The 21279-nt window shown below is 42.1% G+C and carries 20 protein-coding genes; 10 read left to right on the forward strand and 10 right to left on the reverse strand.

Annotation, left to right across the window (positions count from 1 at the left end; genetic code table 11):
• Nucleotides 1-28 precede the first annotated feature (28 nt).
• The 4 genes from AC0J5Y_RS05165 to AC0J5Y_RS05180 all read left to right on the forward strand — a co-directional run bounded on the left by AC0J5Y_RS05165 (nucleotide 29) and on the right by AC0J5Y_RS05180 (nucleotide 4675).
• Entirely contained in the window at nucleotides 29-2230 is a 2202-nt protein-coding gene (locus AC0J5Y_RS05165) for an ATP-dependent helicase (protein WP_475131837.1), read from the forward strand.
• A gap of 237 nt (nucleotides 2231-2467) precedes the next feature.
• Entirely contained in the window at nucleotides 2468-3715 is a 1248-nt protein-coding gene (locus tag AC0J5Y_RS05170) for an NAD(P)/FAD-dependent oxidoreductase (RefSeq protein WP_475131838.1), read from the forward strand.
• Between the two features lie 42 nt (nucleotides 3716-3757).
• Nucleotides 3758-4096 (forward strand): RidA family protein, encoded by a 339-nt coding sequence (locus AC0J5Y_RS05175; RefSeq protein ID WP_181210205.1) that lies wholly within the window; start codon nucleotides 3758-3760, stop codon nucleotides 4094-4096.
• 156 nt (nucleotides 4097-4252) lie between these two features.
• Nucleotides 4253-4675 (forward strand): tetratricopeptide repeat protein, encoded by a 423-nt coding sequence (locus tag AC0J5Y_RS05180; protein ID WP_475131839.1) that lies wholly within the window; start codon nucleotides 4253-4255, stop codon nucleotides 4673-4675.
• A gap of 106 nt (nucleotides 4676-4781) precedes the next feature.
• On the opposite strand, the gene AC0J5Y_RS05185 is transcribed toward AC0J5Y_RS05180, so the two are convergent.
• Both AC0J5Y_RS05185 and AC0J5Y_RS05190 read right to left on the reverse strand, forming a co-directional pair.
• A complete protein-coding gene (locus AC0J5Y_RS05185; protein ID WP_475131840.1) occupies nucleotides 4782-5606 on the reverse strand; it encodes an enoyl-CoA hydratase in 825 nt (274 codons plus the stop codon).
• A 201-nt stretch (nucleotides 5607-5807) separates the two neighbouring features.
• Nucleotides 5808-6308 carry a lactoylglutathione lyase family protein gene (locus tag AC0J5Y_RS05190; RefSeq protein WP_475131841.1) on the reverse strand — a complete coding sequence of 167 codons (501 nt, stop codon included), beginning with the start codon at nucleotides 6306-6308 and terminating at the stop codon, nucleotides 5808-5810.
• A 92-nt stretch (nucleotides 6309-6400) separates the two neighbouring features.
• Between AC0J5Y_RS05190 and AC0J5Y_RS05195 the strand changes: the two genes are divergently transcribed.
• Nucleotides 6401-7270 (forward strand): LysR family transcriptional regulator, encoded by an 870-nt coding sequence (locus AC0J5Y_RS05195; RefSeq protein ID WP_475131842.1) that lies wholly within the window; start codon nucleotides 6401-6403, stop codon nucleotides 7268-7270.
• 38 nt (nucleotides 7271-7308) lie between these two features.
• Here the strand turns inward: AC0J5Y_RS05195 and AC0J5Y_RS05200 are convergent, their stop codons facing one another.
• Both AC0J5Y_RS05200 and AC0J5Y_RS05205 read right to left on the reverse strand, forming a co-directional pair.
• Entirely contained in the window at nucleotides 7309-8445 is a 1137-nt protein-coding gene (locus AC0J5Y_RS05200) for a glycerate kinase (RefSeq protein WP_475131843.1), read from the reverse strand.
• Nucleotides 8446-8515: 70 nt separating this feature from the next.
• Nucleotides 8516-9874, reverse strand: a complete 1359-nt coding sequence (locus AC0J5Y_RS05205; protein ID WP_475131845.1) for a GntP family permease — start codon at nucleotides 9872-9874, stop codon at nucleotides 8516-8518.
• Nucleotides 9875-10096: 222 nt separating this feature from the next.
• Between AC0J5Y_RS05205 and cobT the strand changes: the two genes are divergently transcribed.
• The 3 genes from cobT to AC0J5Y_RS05220 are packed head-to-tail and all read left to right on the forward strand — an operon-like array spanning nucleotide 10097 to nucleotide 12585.
• Nucleotides 10097-11164, forward strand: a complete 1068-nt coding sequence (gene cobT / locus AC0J5Y_RS05210) for a nicotinate-nucleotide--dimethylbenzimidazole phosphoribosyltransferase (RefSeq protein WP_475131846.1) — start codon at nucleotides 10097-10099, stop codon at nucleotides 11162-11164.
• Entirely contained in the window at nucleotides 11161-11997 is an 837-nt protein-coding gene (locus tag AC0J5Y_RS05215) for an adenosylcobinamide-GDP ribazoletransferase (RefSeq protein WP_475131847.1), read from the forward strand. Before cobT ends, AC0J5Y_RS05215 begins: the two co-directional genes overlap by 4 nt.
• 36 nt (nucleotides 11998-12033) lie before the next feature.
• Nucleotides 12034-12585 (forward strand): histidine phosphatase family protein, encoded by a 552-nt coding sequence (locus tag AC0J5Y_RS05220; protein WP_475131848.1) that lies wholly within the window; start codon nucleotides 12034-12036, stop codon nucleotides 12583-12585.
• Between the two features lie 66 nt (nucleotides 12586-12651).
• Here the strand turns inward: AC0J5Y_RS05220 and AC0J5Y_RS05225 are convergent, their stop codons facing one another.
• The 6 genes from AC0J5Y_RS05225 to ppsA form a co-directional block, all read right to left on the reverse strand.
• Nucleotides 12652-12897, reverse strand: a complete 246-nt coding sequence (locus AC0J5Y_RS05225; protein ID WP_475131849.1) for a hypothetical protein — start codon at nucleotides 12895-12897, stop codon at nucleotides 12652-12654.
• Between the two features lie 220 nt (nucleotides 12898-13117).
• Nucleotides 13118-13630: a 50S ribosomal protein L9 gene (gene rplI, locus AC0J5Y_RS05230; protein ID WP_011513369.1), complete on the reverse strand. Its 513-nt coding sequence runs from the start codon at nucleotides 13628-13630 to the stop codon at nucleotides 13118-13120.
• 20 nt (nucleotides 13631-13650) lie between these two features.
• A complete protein-coding gene (rpsR, locus tag AC0J5Y_RS05235) occupies nucleotides 13651-13881 on the reverse strand; it encodes a 30S ribosomal protein S18 (RefSeq protein ID WP_010198808.1) in 231 nt (76 codons plus the stop codon).
• A gap of 16 nt (nucleotides 13882-13897) precedes the next feature.
• Nucleotides 13898-14293, reverse strand: coding sequence for a 30S ribosomal protein S6 (rpsF, locus tag AC0J5Y_RS05240; RefSeq protein WP_011513370.1), 396 nt, complete (start codon nucleotides 14291-14293; stop codon nucleotides 13898-13900).
• A 290-nt stretch (nucleotides 14294-14583) separates the two neighbouring features.
• Nucleotides 14584-15570 (reverse strand): RDD family protein, encoded by a 987-nt coding sequence (locus AC0J5Y_RS05245; RefSeq protein WP_475132095.1) that lies wholly within the window; start codon nucleotides 15568-15570, stop codon nucleotides 14584-14586.
• Between the two features lie 167 nt (nucleotides 15571-15737).
• Nucleotides 15738-18122, reverse strand: coding sequence for a phosphoenolpyruvate synthase (gene ppsA, locus AC0J5Y_RS05250; protein ID WP_475131850.1), 2385 nt, complete (start codon nucleotides 18120-18122; stop codon nucleotides 15738-15740).
• 425 nt (nucleotides 18123-18547) lie between these two features.
• Between ppsA and ppsR the strand changes: the two genes are divergently transcribed.
• Both ppsR and sthA read left to right on the forward strand, forming a co-directional pair.
• On the forward strand, nucleotides 18548-19396 hold the full coding sequence (ppsR, locus tag AC0J5Y_RS05255) for a posphoenolpyruvate synthetase regulatory kinase/phosphorylase PpsR (RefSeq protein ID WP_475131851.1): 849 nt from the start codon (nucleotides 18548-18550) through the stop codon (nucleotides 19394-19396).
• A 196-nt stretch (nucleotides 19397-19592) separates the two neighbouring features.
• Nucleotides 19593-21236 carry a Si-specific NAD(P)(+) transhydrogenase gene (gene sthA / locus AC0J5Y_RS05260; RefSeq protein WP_475131852.1) on the forward strand — a complete coding sequence of 548 codons (1644 nt, stop codon included), beginning with the start codon at nucleotides 19593-19595 and terminating at the stop codon, nucleotides 21234-21236.
• The last annotated feature ends 43 nt before the right edge of the window (nucleotides 21237-21279 follow it).

Genomic DNA, 21279 nt, shown 5'->3' on the forward strand with positions numbered 1-21279 from the left:
CAAACTATATCAAAGGTAATATCCTATAATGACCACGACCATTTTTGCTACCTACCATTATAATTATCCGCAAAATTTCATTGAAATGAAACCTAAGATTACGCGGCTTGAGCAGGCAATTAAGAAGCTCGAAGTGAATCTGATAAATGCGGATGCTGAGGTATTAGAGCAAAGGCTTGCCAGTCATTTAGGGTTGCAAGTAGATTATGCCAGTGAGCTTAATGCCAATCAGCTATTGGCCGCAACGACTATTGAGGGCAAGGTGTTGGTGATTGCTGGTGCCGGTTCTGGTAAAACCAAGACTTTGACCTATAGAACCAGTTATTTGATAGAAAATGGCGTGTCGCCAAAAGAGATTTTACTATTAACCTTTACTCGTAAAGCAGCCAACGAAATCAAAGGTCGTGCTAGAGCTTTACTAGCAAGTACACCATCTTTTGCTCAAAGATTAAATGAGGATTTGGTAGAAGATAAATTGCCAAAGAATAAAGCGCTGAATGATATTACCAGTGGCACTTTTCACTCTTTTTGTAATATGCTATTACGCCAATATTCAGGTCTGCTTGGTATCAATCCGAGATTTACCATTCTAGATACAGGTGACAGTGAAGACGCCATCGATCTCATTCATAAGGAAAAAAAGTATCCGACCAAAATAACCAATCAAGCATTTCCGCGCAAAAAAACGTTACAAAATATCTTTTCAACCTCTAGAAATCGCCGTATTCATATTCGCGATTTAATCGAAAACAGTTATCCTGATATCGCTGTTCATATTCCCATTATTGAGCAGCTAGCCGTTGATTTTCATGAGTATAAGCGCGCCAACCATTTATATGATTTTGATGACATCATTAGCCAAGTGGTGCGTCATTTAAAACATAATGATACCTTTCGCCAACTGCTACAAAAGCAATATCGTTATGTCATGGTGGATGAATATCAAGACACCAATATTCCGCAAAAAGAGCTGATTGACCTCATCTGTGCGCCTGCATCAGTATCGCTGATGGTGGTCGGTGATGACAACCAAAGTATTTATGCCTTTCGCGGCGCCAATTATGAAAATATCTTATTGTTTGGCGAGAGCTATCCTGAGGCAAAGTTAATTAAGCTTGAGCAAAATTATCGTAGTACGCCAGCAGTGCTTGACTATATCAATGCCTTATCCGCACAAATTACGCTAGGCTATCAAAAAAAGCTGTACTCGGGCGTTTCTATAGAAGGCGTAAAACCAATATTTCGTCGACTTAGCGATGAAAGCAAAGAAGCAAAGTATATTGCTGATAGAATTATCGAATTAAAATCAGATTATGATTATCAAGACTTTGCGGTATTGTGCCGAACCTCCTTTCAATCCAACTACGTCCAGCTAGAATTTATGGAACGTAATATTCCGTTTATCGTGGTGGGTGGGATTCGTTTTATTGAACGACGCCACATTAAAGACGTCTTAGCGTTTGTTAAGATACTTTATAACCCCAATGATACCATTGCATGGCACCGTATTTTGACCTTATTTAAAGGCGTGGGGGCGGTAACGGCGACGCGCTTGACCCAAGCGATTAATGCTGACAATAGCTCTTTTGAGCCGTTATTAACAACAAAGTTTGCCAAAAAAAGCACGCAACTTGAGCCACTGTATAAAATGCTAAGTCAAGCCAGTCAAGCAGAATCAGTTGAAGCTATTATCGAGCTAATTCTAGATTTTTACCTGCCCGTTTTAAAAATCAATGAAGACAATTGGCGTGAGCGTAGCGAAGACTTCCGTGTGCTCAAAAATCTAGCGTTAGAGCATGATAGCCTAGATAAATTTTTAGAAAATCTGGCACTTGATCCACCTAATGATTCGGTTGCTACCGCAGGCGCGCCTGAAAAAGGCGAAGAAGGTATCGACAAAAACAGGGACAAAGTGACCATTTCGACCATTCATAGTGCCAAAGGACTTGAATGGCCAGTGGTATTTGTTAACTCTTTAGTAGATGGTATAACACCGCATTACCGCTCACTAAGCGATTTTGAGGAATTAGAAGAGGAGCGTAAGCTGTTTTATGTTGCTTGTAGTCGTGCAAAAAGCAGACTGTTCTTAACTGCGCCCGATTATTTTTCGAGCTATTCAGGCTATTTTGATAAAGTGTCACGGTTTATCGCTGAAGTACCTGCTGATAAGATAACAGTACTAACGGTCAAACAGCCTTTAGAAGAGAGTGCTGATCCAGTTTGGTGGTGATAAAAAATGCTCTAAACGTTGGAAAATAGCTTAAAAAATGACTTTTGTTTTTTATTAGGTTGTCACTATTCCTATCAAAAATACCTTGTATAAAAAGATATAACCAAAAGTGTTTATTCGTAAAAATATTTAACAGATAAGGGTTTAAAATATCTTTCAATGCGTTACTATGACCACCTTACCCATTATATTCATCTATTAAACACTCTGTATCAAAGCCATAAAAAGGGATATGTTATGCGTCATGAAGTTATCGTTATCGGTGCAGGTATGGTTGGCACCTCGGTTGCTTGGCATCTACAAAAAAACAATTCTGAAGTCTTGCTTATAGACAAAAAGCTACCGGGCTCAGAAACTTCATACGGCAATGCTGGCTTAATTCAGCGTGAGGCGATTCATACGCATCCGTTTCCGCGCCAGCTGACTGAGATGATACGTGTATTGCCAAACCAAGGTACTGATATCCGCTATCGCATACCAGCTATTCTTCGTTATCATCAAGCGCTGTTGCAATACTGGAAATACTCTACACCTGCCTCAGTTAAAAAAATCGAAGGCGAGTGGCAAACACTGATTGAGCATTGCACAAGCGAACATCAAACCATGATTAGCGCCTCTGGTGCAGATGAGCTGATCACCCGCGATGGTTGGTTGCAATTACATCGCTCTGAAGAAACTTTTAAAGAAGCCATCGCGCTAGCTATCGATGCGCGTAATCAAGGTGTTGAACATAATGTATTGACAGTTGAAGAATTAAGAGTCATGGAGCCTAGCGCCAATTTTGACGAGTTCGTCGGCGCAATTCATTGGTTGAATTCTTGGCAGGTTTCAAACCCAAGCTTTCTGGTTAAAGCCTATGCAAGAAATTTCCAAGAAATGGGCGGCACTATCAAAGAAACTGGCGTTCAAGAAATTGTACAAGAAGATGGCGGCTGGAAGATTGTCACTGATACCGAGACTTTCTATAGTGATAAATTAGTCATCGCAGCAGGACCTTGGTCTAATGATCTCATCAAGCCGCTTGGTTATGACTTACCATTATTCCCGATGCGTGGCTATCATCAGCATTTTAAAGTCAACGAAAAGAACACCATCCATCATAGTATGTTTGATATGGATAAAGGTTTTGTTATGGGGCCGATGCAACAAGGTATCCGTATTACCACTGGTGCTGAGATGACCACTATGAATGCGCCAAAGAATTTTGGACAGTTAAAAACCGTGCTTAAACTGGCGCGAAAAATCCTGCCATTAGAAGATGCGGTTGAGAGCGAAGCATGGGCAGGATCACGTCCTTGTATGCCAGATATGAAGCCAGTCATAGGTCCTGCGCCTAAGCACGATAAATTGTGGTTTGCCTTTGGTCACAGTCATCAAGGTTTCACATTAGGACCGATGACCGGTCGTCTCGTTGAAGAGATGATTCATGAAAAACCGCTATTGGTCGATATCAAGCCATTTAGCGCTGAACGTTTTTCTAAGTAACGCATATAGCCTATACATACACATTTATAAGGGTAAAAAATAATGAAAAAGCTTCATAGTAGTGAGCGCATGAGTAAGATTGTGGTGCACAACAAAACTGTCTATCTATGTGGTCAAGTGGGTAACGCTGAAGATGATATCAAAGCCCAAACCTTAACTTGCCTAGAGAAGATCGAAAGCTTGTTACAAGAAGTCGGTAGTGACAAATCAAAGCTGCTAATGGCGACTGTCTGGGTGAAGAGTATGTCGGATTTTGCGGCAATGAATGAAGTATGGGACAAGTGGTTTGAAGGCGTACAACCACCAGCTCGTGCTTGCGGTGAATCTGCCTTGGCACGTCCTGAGCTATTGGTTGAGATTACTGCTATCGCTGCTGAGTAAATAGCAGTACCTGCTGCTTAAAACTGAATAATGATGAGAGGGCGTGATATGACTATCATGCCCTTTCTGATGAGTAACGTATGCAAGTAGTCTATAATTAACCTCATTGACAGTATCGACAGTTATCTGATGAGCAGCAAAAAGGGTTATAAAAAAATGATTAACAATAAAATCTATCACTCAATTTATGTGTTGGCAGAAAAGCTATTAGAAGCGGACAGTGCCAATGATAAAAAAACATTTGATACGCTGTATGTACAGCTGAAAGACTTGTGCATTGAAAATGAGAAAGGCAATAAGGATCACCCTGAGCAGTGGGAGACATTGGCAGATTTTACGGAAGATTTGGATGAGGCACTAGTTATTTACCAGAAGGCCTTCGATAAAGCAGCAGTGATTCAATCAAAAGAGCATTTATCATCGATTGCCTTTTCAATGGCTGAATTACAGAACGAGCTTGGACAGACAGAGGCAGCGATTCAAAGCTTACAGAGTGCTAAAATAACTGCCAGTAAGCTCGACGATAAAGCATTCAAAAGTGAGATAAATAAGATGCTTGCCAAATTATTAGCTGAGTAATCTTAATTATTGCCATTTCTTATTAAAAAACGCCTTTGTTATTTAAAAAAGTGGCGCTGCCAAAGCAACCAGAGACATTTTGTATTATAAAATCATTATATCGCTCTTATCGTCCTGTCCATACGGCAGGACGCTTTTCGATAAAGGCGTCAATCCCTTCACTCACATCATCCGCCATCATATTACAGCTCATTACCTCGCTGGCATACTCATAAGCCTCTGCCAATTCCATATCTAGTTGTTTGTAAAACATGGTTTTGCCAGTGGTTAGCGCGACTGAGGATTTGGCGGTAATGGCGTCTATCAGAGATTGTAGCGTCTGGTCTAATTGCTCAGCGCTTGCTACGCGATTGATCAATCCTTGCTGTAGTGCCGTATGGGCATCGATAAACTCACCGGTAATCAGCATCTCAAATGCCTGCTTACGAGATAGGTTGCGACTGACGGCGACGGCTGGGGTAGAACAAAAAAGCCCTACGTTGATACCAGAGGTGGCAAATTTGACATTGTCTGAGGCGACGGCTAAGTCACAGGCTGCGACCAGTTGACAGCCAGCAGCAGTGGCGATGCCCTGTACCTTAGCTATCACCACTTGTGGCATTTGATTGATGGTGAGCATCATCTGACTACATTGCTCAAATAAGGTACGCTGAAATGTTTCATCTGGATTGGCACGCATCTCTTTTAGATTATGTCCAGCACAAAATGCCTTGCCATTTGCGGCAATCACTAGCACTTGTATAGTTGTGTCATTCGCAATGCTGTCCAGCTCCGCTTGTATCGCAGCTAACAATTCAACCGATAACGCATTAAATTGTTTGGGGCTGTTGAGTCTCAACGTCACAACGCTACCTAAGTTTTCTCTAATAACTAATAGCTCATTGGTATTCGTCGAGGGAGTCACTGATTGAATAGGGTTAAATTGGGTCATTTATCGTCCTTGATAATAGAGGTATTTAAAATTAGCGCAAAAGCTGATTAAATAATAACCCAAATAGTAGCATGCTTAATTGGTTAAGCAAGAAGTCAGTAATACTGATATAGCCCACATAAAAATAGCCCCCTTATATGATAAGAGCGCTATTTAATGTTTTAAAGCAATAATTTTTCAAAAACATACTACTAATGACTCTTAATAAGCGCCTTCACTATAAATCAGCTCATAGCTATGGCTGTATATCTCAACGATATTACCAAACGGATCTTCCATATAAATCATGCGATAGGGTTTTTCGCCAGGGTAATAATAACGAGGTTTCTCCATCCGTCTTTTACCACCTGCGGCAACCATACGTTCGGCGAGCTCTTCCACATTGGGATCTTGAACACAGAAATGAAAGATACCTGTTTTCCAGTATTCAAAGTTATTGTCAGGATTTTCTTGATTTTTAAATTCAAAAATCTCTACACCAATACGGTCGCCAGTCGATAAATGAGCGATACGAAAGCTGCCCCAACCTGCACCAAAGACTTCCGTACACATCTCACCAATAGCACTGTCATCTTCAGTGATTTCGGTCGGCTCCATGATGGTATACCAACCCATCACCTCGGTATAAAATTTGACGGCGGCATCGAGGTCAGGCACAGAAAGACCAATATGTGAAAAGCTTCTTGGATAAACATTATCCATGGTTTGTACTCCTTTTTGATATGGGAGCAGTTTACAAAGTTATATCTATTACGTAAAATTATCATTTATTATAAAGATAAGTATATATTGTAATGATAAATATCATATGGCTACGTACTTTTTGCACTTTGGTAGAAGTTGGGCATTTTACTCATACTGCTGAGCGTCTATATATGACGCAGTCAGGGGTTAGTCAGCATATACGTAAACTTGAGAATCAGTTGGATGTTGACTTGCTGATTCGTCAAGGTAAGCAGTTTTCATTGACCGATGCAGGTGAGCAGTTGTATCGAGAGGCACAGGATATCTTGCAGCGCTTATCACGCTTAGAGCAGCGTATTGGTGAGGATTTGGCTTATGAGGGATTGGTGCGAATTATGTCGCCTGGAAGTGTTGGTTTAAAGCTCTATCCTAAGCTGTTAAAACTACAAGAGCAGCATCCACAGTTGGTGATTGATTACCGTTTTGCCCCTAATACAGATATAGAGCAGGCGATCTCCAAGCATGAGATTGATATAGGTTTTATGACAACTATCTCAGATGATGAGACGGTCAGCTGCAAGCCGGTGGCTCAAGAAGCGCTGCAACTGGTGACACCAGTCTCGACGATTGAGCCAAGCTGGGAAGCGCTTACCGAGCTTGGCTTTATTGATCATCCTGATGGCGCACATCATGCCAATTTGCTATTGAGCGCCAATTATCCTAAGTTTGAACACATCAATGACTTTATTAAAAAAGGTTTTTCTAATCAGATAGGTATGATTTTAGAGCCAGTGAGTAAGGGGCTTGGATTTACCGTGTTACCAGCGCACGCAGTTGCCGCGTATCCAAACCCGCAGCTGCTTAAATGTCATCAGCTGCCAGTCTCAGTTAGTGAAACTCTGTATCTTGCTATACGCCGCCAGCAAGTACTACCAAATAGGATGCAAACCATCCTCAATGAGGTAAAGAAATGGCTGTAACATCGTCTAAGAGAGCATCTTAAGTAGCCCTATAAGGCCTATTTGATACTTTGACCCAATTTTATCGCAGCAGCAATATTGGCGGCGGTGATTTCAATATTATGATAAGCATTTTTAAAGACGTTCTCGATGGACTCTAGCTTTTGGATACTGGGCATGATGACATCAAACTGACTGGTCTGAGCCGGTTTTAGTCCATCAACACTGCCACAAATCGCAATCACTGGCGTATGGCTGGCTTTGGCAATATGGCTAATGCCACCAGCTACTTTACCCATGGCAGACTGAGCGTCAAGCTTGCCTTCACCAGTGATGACCAAATCTGCATCAGCAATGTGCTGTGATAAGTTGGTAACTTTTGCCACTGTATCAAAACCTGATTTCAGCTCAGCTTGGCAAAAGCTCATTAACGCATAGCCAAGACCACCTGCTGCGCCCGCACCCGCTATCTCTTGATAATCTTGGTAGCCATTCTGCTCGCATATACTCGCAAAGTGGTTTAACGCTTGGTCCAAATCATTAACTTGCTGTAGGCTAGCGCCTTTTTGAGGACCAAATATGGCGCTGGCACCCAATTCACCACATAAAGGGTTGGTCACATCACAGGCTACTTCAAACACTGTCTCCAACACGCTAGTATGGAAGCTTGTCGCATCTAATCGTTGCAAGTTGGCAAGCGCGCCGCCGCCTTGGGCTAGCATATTGTCATCACTATCATGAAACCTCATGCCAAGTGCGGTTAGCATGCCAAGTCCTGCATCATTGGTGGCACTACCACCAAGGCCGATAATAATACGTTTGACACCTTCCCTTAAAGCGTCTGCAATCAGCTCGCCAACGCCATAGCTGCTAGCGATGACTGGATTGCGCTCTGCCACAGTCAAGAGATGTAAACCACAAGCTTGAGCAACTTCGATGACCGCAGTTGCATCAGGCAATAATAAATATTTTGCGCTAATCGGTCGCATTAAAGGATCATGGACGCGCACGTCTTTCCAACGGCCACCTAATATGTAAGACAATACTGCAGAAGTCCCTTCACCGCCATCTGCCATCGGCAATAGCTTATAGTCAGCATCTGGAAACACTTGGCTGAAGCCGGATTGAATGGCGCGGCAAACATCCAGTGCCTCTACACTTTCTTTAAATGAGTCAGGGGCGATTAAAATTTTCATGACTTTCTCTTTAAATGTTTTTTTGAATCTCTTTTTTAATAACTTAACTTTTAACAATTTAGCTAAGATGTTAGATAAATACCAAGGTTAATAACCAAATAAAGAGGATGCTAGTCACGCCTTGAATACCAGTCGCCATAGAATGGGCTTTATAAGCCTGTGCCACACTCATACGACTAAACTGGCTAACAATCCAAAAGAAACTGTCATTAGCGTGTGAGATAGTCATCGCGCCTGCACCAATTGCCATCACACAAAATACGCGACCAAGCTCACTATCGAGACCTATTTGACCTAATAGTGGTGCGACCATCGCAGAGGTGGTCACCAAAGCAACCGTGGTTGAGCCTTGCGCAGTTTTTAGTGCGGCAGAGACGATAAATGGCATAAAAATACCAAGCCCCAAGGCAGATAAGGTCGTACCCAAATAATCGCCAATTGGTGTGACCTTTAGCATAGCGCCAAACGCGCCGCCAGCACCAGTGATTAAAAGAATAGGCGCTGCGACCACCAAGCCTTGAGAGATGCTGTCGCTGATTTGCTGTGTTTTTTGTTCAGTATTGATGAGTAAAAATGATAAGAATAAACCAATCAGTAGGGCGGTTAGTGGATTCCCTATAAATACTAAGATATCTGTGAGGCTGCCAGCACCAAATGGCGTACTAGGTAAATTAGCAACAGACGATAAGCAAATCAAGACAATAGGCACGATAATAGGTAAAAACGCCATGGTCGCTGACGGTAGCTTGCTATACTCGTCACGAGTTTTCATATTAGCCGGCACAGTCGCAGCTGGCGCGTCAAGTGCATCGACATTGTCAGGCGTGGCGTTGAGAAAGCGATTGGACCACAGCCAACCAGCAAGGACGGCAACGGCTGTCACAACCACACCAACCATGATGACCAAGCCCAAATTTGACTCAAGTCCCAAGTTTCCTGCTGCTGCAATTGGACCGGGTGTCGGTGGTACAAAGGTATGAGTGGCATATAAGCCAGTTGCTAAAGCAATACTCATCGCCACGCTCGATACTTTTAAGCGCTCAGCCAAAGACTCTTTTAACGAGTTTAAAATAATATAGCCTGAATCACAAAACACTGGTACAGATACTACGGCACCTACGATAGACATTGTCAAAGTAGGGAAGCGTGGTCCCAAGACTTTGATGACCGTTTCTGCCATTACGATGGCGGCACCCGTTTTTTCAAGTATTAAGCCAATAATAGTACCAAAGACAATGACCAGACCGATATATCCTAAGATGCCCCCAAAGCCATCAGAGATAGTTTTGGCAACTGTATTAAGCGGTACTTGGTAAAACAGTGCGACCAAAAAGGCAGATAGTATCAATACTAAAAAAGGATGCCACTTAAGTTTTGCGGTGGCAAAAATAATAAAAAGAATGGTCAGCACCAGCCAAAATACGATCATCACTGTCTCTATATAGTTGTTAATGTCTTATGACAAATTATGAGGCTCATGCAGCGTGCACTTTATGAAGCATCAATAGTCATATGAATTTTTAAAGGGACATATTCTATAGTAAATCTACGTTGCTAGGAAATCTATTAGGCTCATATTTGATTTTATTCATGGTAAAGCAGAGATAATTTGCTAGTATGTGGGTTTTGTTTGATATGTACCAGATTTAGGATGCTTCCTTTGAACATATTTAATGCCCCGATAATTCCCAATATCGAAAATAATGCGCTACGCCAGCAGCTAGAGCAAATCATTGACCAGAAAATCAAACCAATTGGCGCACTTGGACGTTTAGAGATGCTCGCTCTACAGTTAGGTATGATTCAAGGCACAATTATGCCAAAGATTGAGCAACCTCAAATTCGAGTATTTGCCGCCGATCATGGTTTAACCAAGCACGGCACGTCCGCGTATCCTAGTGCAGTCACTGCACAGATGGTTTATAACTTTTTGCAAGGCGGCGCTGCCATCAATGTCTTGGCACGTCAGCATGATATTGAGCTAAAAGTAGTCGATGCTGGGGTAGACGCGGATTTTGGCAATTCTCCTTTTAAAGACCATCCGCAACTGCTAGATTATAAAATTCGACATGGTAGCCGCGACGCGCTGACAGAACCTGCGATGACACAAGCAGAATGCTTGGCTGCATTAGAGAGTGGTATGAGCGTGGTTAAGGACATGGGAGGCAATCTATTGATTGTTGGTGAAATGGGCATCGGTAATACGTCAGCGGCAAGTCTTTTGCTGGCGAGATTGGGCGACTTGTGCATTGCCGACTGTATCGGTCGTGGCACTGGTCTTGATGATGCGGGATTACAGCACAAGGCGACTATTTTAACGCAAGTTTTAGAGCGTCACCGTGAAGCGCAATCACCGTTCGATGTGCTTGCTGCATTAGGCGGGCTTGAGGTTGCTATGATGGCAGGGGCGCTTATTCAGGCCAGCAGTGAGCGTCGTATTTTATTAATTGATGGCTTTATTGCTAGTGTCGCCTTGCTTGTCGCCGAGCGCTTAGCGCCGGGCGTTGCTCAATATGCTATCTTTGCACATCACTCAGTTGAACCAGGGCACGCGCATTTATTAAAACTGCTGAATGCTAAGCCATTACTCAATATGGGTATGCGCTTAGGCGAGGGCAGTGGTGCGGCATTAGCGTATCCACTATTACAATCCGCTTGCGCCATTATCAATGAGATGGCAAGCTTTAGTGATGCTGGTATCAGTGAGCAAAGCAAGTGATACCAAGCTCATCCTCAAAGCTGTCTGTATTGCAGCGACTTCGTTATGAAGCCCGATTGATATTGGTTGCTGTTCAGTTTCTAACACGTATATCTGTCCCGTCTTTTAGCCATTATGATCCGCAGTGGCTGCACCAAAGCAGCCGTTATTTTCCAGCGGTAGGCTTATTGATAGGTTTGCTTTGTGCTGGCGTGTTTTGGCTTAGCAGTCTCTTATTCATACCACTAGTTGCGGCAGTGATAAGTACGGCTTTTGGTATCAATTTAACAGGGGCTTTTCATGAAGATGGACTTGCCGATAGTTGCGATGGGCTAGGTGGCGGACTCACTCGCGAGCACACTTTAGAGATTATGAAAGACTCGCGCTTAGGCACTTATGGCGTATTAGGTTTGGTCTTAGCGCTATTGCTTAAAATTAGCTTACTTACTGCGATGCCAACACCCGTTGCTATCGTTGCACTCATTATTGGGCATACGGCGTCACGTTTACTTTGTATTAGCTTACTGACGCTATTGCCTTATGGTGGTGAAATTGAGCATGCCAAAGCAAAACCGATGGCACAGCAGCTGACACCATTACAAGCTATATATAGCAGTGGTTGGCTACTATTGGCTATTATTTTACTGATAGGGCTACTGCCAAATACCATGCAGCAGATAGGTATATGGCAATGGCTATTGGCTTTATTGCTCGGCATAGTTGCAACGGACTATATGCGCCGTTTATTACGCAGGCGTTTGGATGGCTATACGGGTGATGGTTTAGGGGCTACTCAGCAACTGAGTGAGATTGCCATTTATATAGGGCTTGCAGCTTCTATACCGTTTATCTGATGTACAAAAGATGGTTAAAAAAGGATGCTCACACTCATGATTCTGTATATTTGGCGTCATCCAAAACCTATTGCTACTAACGGACTGTGCATTGGACAGACAGATATAAAGGTCAATAGACGTAAACTAAAACGCCTGGCTAATAAAGTACAGCGCTTTGTCCGTCTGCATCACTTACCAAAAATAATCTGGGTCAGCCCGTTACAGCGTTCATTAAAAGTTGGAGAGCTACTGGCACAGCGCGGTTTTCAATATAAGATTGCACCTGAGCTAGCTGAAATTAACTTTGGCGCGTGGGATGGCAAATTTTGGGCGCAAATTGAGAAACAACACATTGATGAGTGGTGTAATAACTTTGCTGACTATGCACCCGATAATGGCGAAAGTCTGCAACAGCTATTTGACCGTGTTGAGCGATGGTTAAATAAAATTTTGGCTGAACAAGGAAGCGCACCCATACTTTCTATTGGTCATGCTGGTTGGATCAATGCCGCTAAGATGATAGCGGCTGGTCAAGAAGTACCAAACCTTGCAATTAACTGGCCACACTCTGTAGGATATTTATCCTGTAGTTGTATAGATATTTAACCAAAAAAAATGGTCATTATAATGACCGTTTTTAATCTTTGATTATAGCTTGAAAGTGTTGAAATGCTACTGACAGTCATTTGATAGATCATTGATCTTCTCAAAACATGCTCTTTCAGTTGCTGCTATAGCCGAATCAAAACTCACATAAATGCCTTTGTCATCTAAGGTCGCATACCAATGATCAGTATTATTAGCGGTTAATATTTGGAAGTACTTATTATTAACGATTCTACCAACCTTATAAGTTTTGCCTTCGGTATAAAAGCCATTGCCTTGAATACATCGTAAAGTGTCATCAGTATTTATCATGGTATCCTAAATTTCATTCATAAAATATAATCGTCAGCATAGTGACTAGTAGGATTAGAATACAACAGACGTTATCAATAGTCTTTTGTCATTGCGTGTACAGTGTTTATTGTCTGTATCAGTACAAATATAAATAACGAAGTCCAAAATCAACACAAAAAAAACCAGCAACCTAAAGTTGCTGGTTTTTTATTGCGACTAAAACTTAGTATGCTAAAGATTACTCTTCAGAATAGTCTTCGTTTTCGTCTGCAGCGTTGTCTTCGTCTAAATCTTCATTGTCGCCATCTTCAGAAAGAATGGTAACTAGAATAGTAGCGGTTACGTCATGATGTAGTTGAATATCAACATTGTATTCACCAATTTGACGCAAAGTGCCTTCAGGTAGCTTGATTTCAGCACGGTCAACTTCTAGACCTGAGTTAGTCAATGCTTCAGCGATATCGCGAGTACCGATAGAGCCGAATAGCTTGCCTTCGTCACCTGATTTAGCGCGCATGATAACATTAACGTCAGTTAATGCGTCAGCACGTTCTTGAGCAACTGCTACTTCTTTTGCTTCTTCAGCTTCAAGTTCAGCACGACGTGCTTCGAACTTTTCAATGTTAGCTTTAGTAGCAGGTAGTGCTTTACCCAAAGGGATAAGAAAGTTACGTCCGTAACCTGGTTTTACATCGACAGTTTCACCGAGTTTGCCAAGGTTGACGATACGCTGTAACAAAATAATTTGCATGAGTCATTCCTAGTTAACGGTTAACCCTGATGGTTATCAGTGTATGGAAGTAGCGATAAATAACGAGCTTGCTTGATAGCAGTCGCTAGTTGACGCTGATATTTAGTAGACGTACCGGTAATACGGCTTGGTACGATTTTGCCATTATCACTGATATACTGTTTTAGCAATTCAACATCTTTATAATCGATGTGAGTGATACCTTCAGCAGTGAAACGGCAGAATTTGCGACGGCGATAAAAACGTGCCATGATTATGCTCCTTTAATTAGTCATCACTGTGGTTGTCGTTGTCATCATTACTGTCTGGACGACGAGTAGTAGCTTTGCGTGCGCGTTTTTCATCGGCATTCTTGGCTAACTGCGACTCTTCAGTGACAGCATCATCACGGCGCATAACTAGACTACGAATGATCGCGTCGTTATAACGGAATAATTCTTCAAGTTCAGCTAAAGTCTCGCCGTCAGTTTCAATGTTGAAAAGAACGTAATGAGCTTTGTGAATCTTGTTAATTGGGTAAGCAAGTTGACGACGACCCCAATCTTCTAAACGATGGATAGTGCCGTTGTTGTCTTGAACTAACTTGATATAGCGTTCGACCATGCCGACCACTTGGTCGCTTTGGTCTGGGTGTACAAGTAACACCAGTTCGTAATGTCGCATTATGACTCCTTACGGATTAGTAGCTATTAACCCTATGTTAATAGCAAGGAGATTTATAAGGTAAGCTCAAATCCTACCTATTATTATAAATAATTAACAGAGAATAAGCTTAGTTTATAAAGCGCCGTATTATAACAGTAGTCACTGATGAACACAAAGGTTAATCAATGCGCAGCTGTTAATAAAAAATATTAATCGAATACCTTGTTTCTTTATCAATAAAAAAGCAACGCTGATACGTCGCTTTTTATGGCAGACCTAAGAGATATTGTTAATCATCAAAAATAAGATTATTTTATTTTTGGCTCTTTTATCAATTGACTACTATCTGCTTTAACTACCAAAGTTTTGGCTAATTTGTCGTGCCAACCAATGTTCTCAGGGCTTTTAGACGCCATATAATAATGAATAGCAACAATAACAAACCCTAAAAAGCTGGTAAACGAGAATAGTAAGTTATAGATGATAAACAGCAAAAAGGTACGCATACCAATAAGCTTTAAAAATGATGGCAAACGATGGGTAGTTTGATCAACCACGCGAATACCCGTAATCATTTTGCCTAGCGATTGACCACGCAAAGTGATAAATAACAATTGCAAAGCAAATAAACCAAAGACCATGACCTGCGAGATCATCAACGTGCTGCTAGGTAAGCTTTCCATCAATGTCACTGAGTACTGATAAGCCGCATCCATATCCTGAATATTTTGGAACTTGGTATAATCGACATCCATCTTGGTCAATGCCATGACTAGTGGAAAAATAGCTAATAAATATAGTAAAGCATTCAGCGCCGTTGCCAATATCCGTGACATGATGGGAGCCAGTATCACATTACCCACCACTTTATCTTTCGCTGAAGCAGCCTTGGTCGCGTTAGACTTATTTAATGACACGTTGTTATTTGGTGTGTGATGACGATTGGTTGTCATATCTGCTTTGATGTTTTTAGCCGTTTCTTTTGAACGTTCGGGCTTGCCATATAAACGATCTAGCGATACCGATTGTTTGTCTTTATTGGTATCTACTGCATCGTCTTCTGGGAAGATAGTAACGTTGTTAATAATAGAATCATTAACCTCAGGCATCGCTACATGAGTTGGGCGGTAAAAGGATTGATTGTTAGTCAAGTTACCAACACGCTGCCACTGATCTAAGCCGTCATGCCAGACCAAATCATCTAATAGCACTTCACCAGAGGTGAGCATAATATTGAGCTGATCCAAAGTGTATGGACCGGCTTGTACGTTATTTCGAGCAAGGAAAATCTGCATAATTGCCTGCATAGTTAGTCATGTCTTAAGTCACTGTTTTAAAAAACTGCTTTTCAGTCACTATTGGTTATACATTATATTAGGGTCTATTTGAAAAAATCAAATAGACCCTAATGATTGTATCTTAAATGACGGTGTGAATTAACGTTGTGACGTAACGTTACAGTTTACTTCGCTTCTTCACCCGCTAAGAAGAACCAAGTATCTAGTACTGAGTCAGGGTTCAAAGATACTGAGCTGATGCCTTGCTCCATGAGCCATAAAGCTAGATCTGGATGGTCTGATGGACCTTGACCACAGATACCGACATATTTATTTTGCTTGCGGCAGGCATTAATTGCCATTGACAACAGCTTTTTAACCGCAGGATCACGCTCATCAAATAGATGTGAGACGATACCTGAGTCACGGTCAAGACCTAGGGTCAATTGGGTCAAATCGTTTGAGCCGATTGAGAAACCATCGAAATGCTCTAGGAACTCTTCTGCTAGTAAGCAGTTGGTTGGTAGCTCACACATCATGATGATGCGTAGACCATTTTCGCCACGTTTTAGACCATTTTTCTCAAGCAATTCGATGACTTGTTTGGCTTCGCCGACGGTACGGACGAATGGAATCATAATCTCGACGTTGGTCAAGCCCATCTCATCACGCACGCGTTTTAGCGCTTTACACTCAAGCTCGAAGCAATCACGGAAGTTATCAGACACATAACGGCTAGCACCACGGAAACCAAGCATTGGGTTTTCTTCTGATGGCTCGTATAACTTACCACCTAATAAGTTAGCGTATTCGTTTGATTTAAAATCTGACATACGAACGATAACTGGCTGATCCATAAAGGCAACGGCTAGTGTTGAGATACCTTCGACCAATTTGTCCACATAGAAATCAACTGGTGAAGCATAACCTGCGATACGCTCTTGGATTGCTTGTGATATCTCACGTGGCAAGCTGTTCATGTTTAGTAGTGCTTTTGGATGCACACCAATCATACGATTGATGATGAATTCAAGACGGGCAAGACCGATACCTTCGTTCGGCATTTGGGTAAATGAGAAGGCGCGATCTGGGTTACCAACGTTCATCATGACTTTGAAGGCAAGCTCAGGCATAGACTCTACAGAGTTGGTCTGTACTTCAAAATCAATCTGACTTTCATAAATGAAGCCAGTATCACCTTCAGCACAAGAAGCAGTCACGTCTTGACCATCGACCAATAGCTCAGTGGCATTACCACAACCAACGATTGCTGGAACACCTAGCTCACGAGCGATAATTGCTGCGTGACAAGTACGACCACCACGGTTGGTAATGATAGCAGAAGCACGCTTCATGACTGGTTCCCAATCCGGATCCGTCATGTCTGATACCAATACATCGCCTTCTTGTACTTTATCCATCTCATTTAGGTTGCTGACGATACGGACTTTACCTGAACCGATACGTTGACCAATTGAGCGACCTTCGCACAATACTTTAGCGTTAGTCGTGTCAATGATATAACGTTCCATGACATTGCTGTCTTGGCGGCTCTTAACCGTTTCTGGACGGGCTTGAACGATAAAGATTTCATTGGTATCACCGTCTTTTGCCCACTCGATATCCATTGCTTGACCATAATGTTTTTCAATGGTCATGGCTTGCTTGGCAAGGGATGTCAGCTCTTCAGTAGACAAAGAGAACTGCATACGATCTTCTTTTTCGACATCAATGACTTTTACTGATTTGGTGGTACTACCTTCATCACCATAAATCATTTTCTTGTGCTTGCTACCTAGGTTGCGACGGATAATCGCAGGTTTGCCGTTGGCAAGTAATTGTTTTGACACATAGAATTCATCAGGATTTACGGCGCCCTGTACAACCATTTCACCTAGACCATAGCTTGAAGTAATAAAGACCACTTGATCAAAACCACTTTCGGTATCTAGGGTAAACATAACGCCAGCTGCGCCAGTTTCTGAGCGAACCATACGCTGAACAGCAGCAGATAACGCTACACCTTCGTGCTCAAAACCTTTGTGCACACGATAAGAGATAGCACGGTCATTATAAAGAGAAGCAAAAACTTCTTTAATCGCAATAAGGACGTTATCAATGCCGCGAATGTTCAAGAAAGTTTCTTGTTGACCGGCAAATGAGGCGTCTGGCAAATCTTCAGCGGTAGCAGAAGAACGTACCGCAACCGCGATTTCTTTACCATCGCTCATCTCTTCAAATGAATCACGAACCGCTTGCTCGAGATCTTTTGGCAGTTCTTGCTCAATAATCCAAGTACGGATTTTTTTGCCAGTTTCAGCAAGTTTATTGACATCGTTAACATCTAAGGTTTTAAGCTCGTTGTTGATTTTGTCAAGTAAGCCTGTTTCTGTTAGAAACTGGTAAAAAGCATTTGAAGTTGTGGCAAAGCCGCCTGGAACACTAACGCCCAAATCAGATAGATGGCTGATCATTTCACCAAGTGAAGCGTTTTTGCCACCGACCATTTCAATGTCGTCTTTTCCTAACTGATCAAGGTTAATTACAAGTGCTGTAGATTGCGCTGCCATGATAACTCCAGAAAATAAGGTTATTTAGTAAAGATTATAATGGTCGATTATACCCCTATATTTTGAGAATTTCGAGAGCTTGAAGCAAAAAAATGATGAAAAAGCTACAAATTGTGAGATTTGCTACATATTTATTGGGATAGATTATAAGTTTTGGCACAATAAATATCGATCTGACAGTGAGCCGAGTCTTAAAAAAATCTATGTAAGTCTAAGTCTACGCCTGTAACATTGATTACTATTAAGCGTCTATTGTGCGTATAATATGAGGATTAAGTTTAAGACGCATATGACCAAATTATGAAGCGCTAGATGCTAAACACGAAAGGCTGCTACTGAGGTTTCAACCAAGGATTTAAAAATAAGGTATCAACGTTATGTATGTAAATCATTCGTCACCACAACCCAGTTCTACGATTCAAAATATGAAAGCCCTAGAGTTGGATAACGCTCAAAACATAAGAACGGCGTTTTTTATCTCTGATGGCACGGCGATTACAGCAGAAACGCTTGGGCGTGCTATTTTAAGTCAATTTGCTTCAGTGCCCTTTGAGACTCGAGTGTTGCCTTATGTGGATAATCTAGAACGTGCTGAAGATGCGGTTGTGCAAATCAATACTGCCTATCAGCGAGATGGCTTGCTGCCATTGGTGTTTGATACTATTGTCAGTCCTGAGATTCGTGAGAAAATTAATTCAGCACAAAGTTGTAATCTTGACATGTATGAAGGTCTCATCGGTCGCGTAGCAGAAGAGACGGGCGTGGAGCCAGATGGGCATTCAGGTCATGCACATGATAACGTCGACTCTGAGACTTATAAAGAGCGTATTGATGCGGTGCATTTTGCTTTAGATAACGATGACGGCGCGCGTACCCGTCATTATCATGCCGCAGATATTATTTTGATTGGCGTTTCACGCTCTGGTAAAACGCCAACCTCCTTATATTTGGCACTACAATTTGGTATTCGAGCGGCCAATTATCCTTTAACCGAAGAAGACCTAAACGACAACCAGTTACCTAAAGCATTGCGTGAGCACAAAGACAAGCTATTTGGTCTGATTATCGATACGGATCGCTTGGTAAAAATCCGCCAAGAGCGCCGCGCGGGTAGTCGCTACTCAAGCTATCAGCAATGTCAGCAAGAACAGCGTGCAATACAAGGAATTTATACCTCACAGGGGATTCCAAGCCTTGATGTGTCAGAGATGTCCGTTGAAGAGATTGCCACACGTATATTGCAGATGACTGGTCTCAAACGCCGAATTGGCTAATTGAGCTCGGCCCCTATTTTTCTGAAAAACAATACCTTCGAAAAAACAGTTGTAGTGGTGGCTGTATTGCAAAATAACGTATCACCACGTATGGTGGACACACTTTAGCACCATGGATATTTTTATCTAGACATTTATAAAGATGAAGGCGTCCGCGAGCTAAAAAACAGATTCATAAATGAATAAAGAGGACACGATGGGAAGCAAAACGATAGGCGACGCGACCAATGATACTGGTAAAGATATTAAAACTGAAGTATCTAATAAGGAAAGTGGTCGTGTGCCAAACCCCGAGCATACTGAAGGGAAAAATAAGAAAGAGAAAATCGAACAAACGCATGAGCAAGTTACTGAAGATATCATGCATCATCCAGATTTGGTCAATCCACTAGATGATACACGTATCGACGTAAAATCGGGCTTTACTAAAGATTCACAACGTCTAAAAAGCGATAAGCATGAGTTTGAATATGATGCGGTCGTATTGGGTGCAGGTCCTGCGGGTGAAGCTGCGGCCATGAAACTTGCCAAATCGGGCAAGAAAGTAGTGGTTATTGACCCGCGCGAGCAAGTAGGCGGTAACTGTACCCACGTTGGTACGATTCCAAGCAAAGCTTTGCGCCAGTCCGTTTTTAACTTGATTAACTTTCGCCGTGACCAGATGTTTACTAAGTCCATGGACTATCATCAAGTCCCGCTGAATATCGTGTTAGCTAAAGCTCGAAAAGTGATTCTACAACAGGTTCAGACGCACACCAGATTCTATGAGCGCAACCAAATCGAAGTGATCCATGGTTGGGCAAATTTTATAGATAAAAACACGATACGTATCGAGATTGATGAAAATACCTTTGAAACGATCACCTTCAATAAAGCCATCATTACGGTCGGTAGCCGCCCATATCGCCCTGATATCTTAGACTTTAATCATCCACGCGTATTTGATTCTGATAAAATCCTACAGATGGATTATGTCGTTAAGAAAATCATTATTTATGGCGCTGGCGTGATTGGCTGTGAGTATGCGTCTATCTTCACCGGTCTTGGCTATAAAGTAGATTTGATTAATAACCAAAATCAGCTGCTAAGCTATTTGGATAGTGAAATCAGTGACGCCATTGCTCATGATTTCCGTCAATTTGGTGTGGTTATCCGCAGCAATGAAGAGATTGACCATTTAGAGACGCACGATGACTGTGTGATTTTGCACCTAAAAAGTGGTAAGAAAATAAAGTCAGACGCTATTTTATGGTCGAATGGACGTTCAGGTAACACAGAAGGCTTAAATTTAGAATGCCTAGGTCTAGAGGCCAATAGCCGTGGTCAGCTGAAGGTTGATGATACTTACTGTACCGAAGTTGAAAATATTTATGCAGCGGGCGACGTTATCGGTTGGCCTTCATTAGCGTCTGCCGCTTACGACCAAGGGCGCTGTGCGGCGGCATTTATGGTCGGTGACCGTGATGCAGAGCCCGTATCGAGCGTACCAACAGGTATCTATACCATTCCTGAGATTTCATGTATCGGTAAAACAGAGCAAGAACTAACTGATGCCAAAGTCCCTTATGAGGTCGGTCAGGCTTTCTTTAAGCACTTGGCGCGTGCGCAAATCATTGGTGAGCGTTCAGGCGTTTTAAAAATCTTGTTCCACCGTGAGACTTTAGAGATTTTAGGCATTCATTGCTACGGCAATCATGCCTCAGAGATTATTCACATTGGGCAAGCTGTGATGAAATGTAATGCCACGCTTGAATACTTTGTAAATACCACCTTTAATTATCCAACGATGGCAGAAGCTTATCGAGTCGCTGCTTTGAACGGTCTTAATCGTGTGTTCTAACGATTAATGATATTAAACTGAGTCAATAAAAAAGCGTCTGTAA

This window comes from Psychrobacter sp. TS_SC_6 (assembly GCF_056156305.1).

Excerpts from the sequence above, each read along its gene's own strand:
- AC0J5Y_RS05165 (WP_475131837.1), top strand. The coding sequence starts at position 29 with ATGACCACGACCATTTTTGCTACCTACCATTATAATTATCCGCAAAAT.
- AC0J5Y_RS05170 (WP_475131838.1), top strand. The coding sequence starts at position 2,468 with ATGCGTCATGAAGTTATCGTTATCGGTGCAGGTATGGTTGGCACCTCG.
- AC0J5Y_RS05175 (WP_181210205.1), top strand. The coding sequence starts at position 3,758 with ATGAAAAAGCTTCATAGTAGTGAGCGCATGAGTAAGATTGTGGTGCAC.
- AC0J5Y_RS05180 (WP_475131839.1), top strand. The coding sequence starts at position 4,253 with ATGATTAACAATAAAATCTATCACTCAATTTATGTGTTGGCAGAAAAG.
- AC0J5Y_RS05185 (WP_475131840.1), bottom strand. The coding sequence starts at position 5,606 with ATGACCCAATTTAACCCTATTCAATCAGTGACTCCCTCGACGAATACC.
- AC0J5Y_RS05190 (WP_475131841.1), bottom strand. The coding sequence starts at position 6,308 with ATGGATAATGTTTATCCAAGAAGCTTTTCACATATTGGTCTTTCTGTG.
- AC0J5Y_RS05195 (WP_475131842.1), top strand. The coding sequence starts at position 6,401 with ATGATAAATATCATATGGCTACGTACTTTTTGCACTTTGGTAGAAGTT.
- AC0J5Y_RS05200 (WP_475131843.1), bottom strand. The coding sequence starts at position 8,445 with ATGAAAATTTTAATCGCCCCTGACTCATTTAAAGAAAGTGTAGAGGCA.
- AC0J5Y_RS05205 (WP_475131845.1), bottom strand. The coding sequence starts at position 9,874 with ATGATCGTATTTTGGCTGGTGCTGACCATTCTTTTTATTATTTTTGCC.
- cobT (WP_475131846.1), top strand. The coding sequence starts at position 10,097 with ATGCTTCCTTTGAACATATTTAATGCCCCGATAATTCCCAATATCGAA.
- AC0J5Y_RS05220 (WP_475131848.1), top strand. The coding sequence starts at position 12,034 with ATGATTCTGTATATTTGGCGTCATCCAAAACCTATTGCTACTAACGGA.
- AC0J5Y_RS05225 (WP_475131849.1), bottom strand. The coding sequence starts at position 12,897 with ATGATAAATACTGATGACACTTTACGATGTATTCAAGGCAATGGCTTT.
- rplI (WP_011513369.1), bottom strand. The coding sequence starts at position 13,630 with ATGCAAATTATTTTGTTACAGCGTATCGTCAACCTTGGCAAACTCGGT.
- rpsR (WP_010198808.1), bottom strand. The coding sequence starts at position 13,881 with ATGGCACGTTTTTATCGCCGTCGCAAATTCTGCCGTTTCACTGCTGAA.
- rpsF (WP_011513370.1), bottom strand. The coding sequence starts at position 14,293 with ATGCGACATTACGAACTGGTGTTACTTGTACACCCAGACCAAAGCGAC.
- AC0J5Y_RS05245 (WP_475132095.1), bottom strand. The coding sequence starts at position 15,570 with ATGCAGATTTTCCTTGCTCGAAATAACGTACAAGCCGGTCCATACACT.
- ppsA (WP_475131850.1), bottom strand. The coding sequence starts at position 18,122 with ATGGCAGCGCAATCTACAGCACTTGTAATTAACCTTGATCAGTTAGGA.
- ppsR (WP_475131851.1), top strand. The coding sequence starts at position 18,548 with ATGAAAGCCCTAGAGTTGGATAACGCTCAAAACATAAGAACGGCGTTT.
- sthA (WP_475131852.1), top strand. The coding sequence starts at position 19,593 with ATGGGAAGCAAAACGATAGGCGACGCGACCAATGATACTGGTAAAGAT.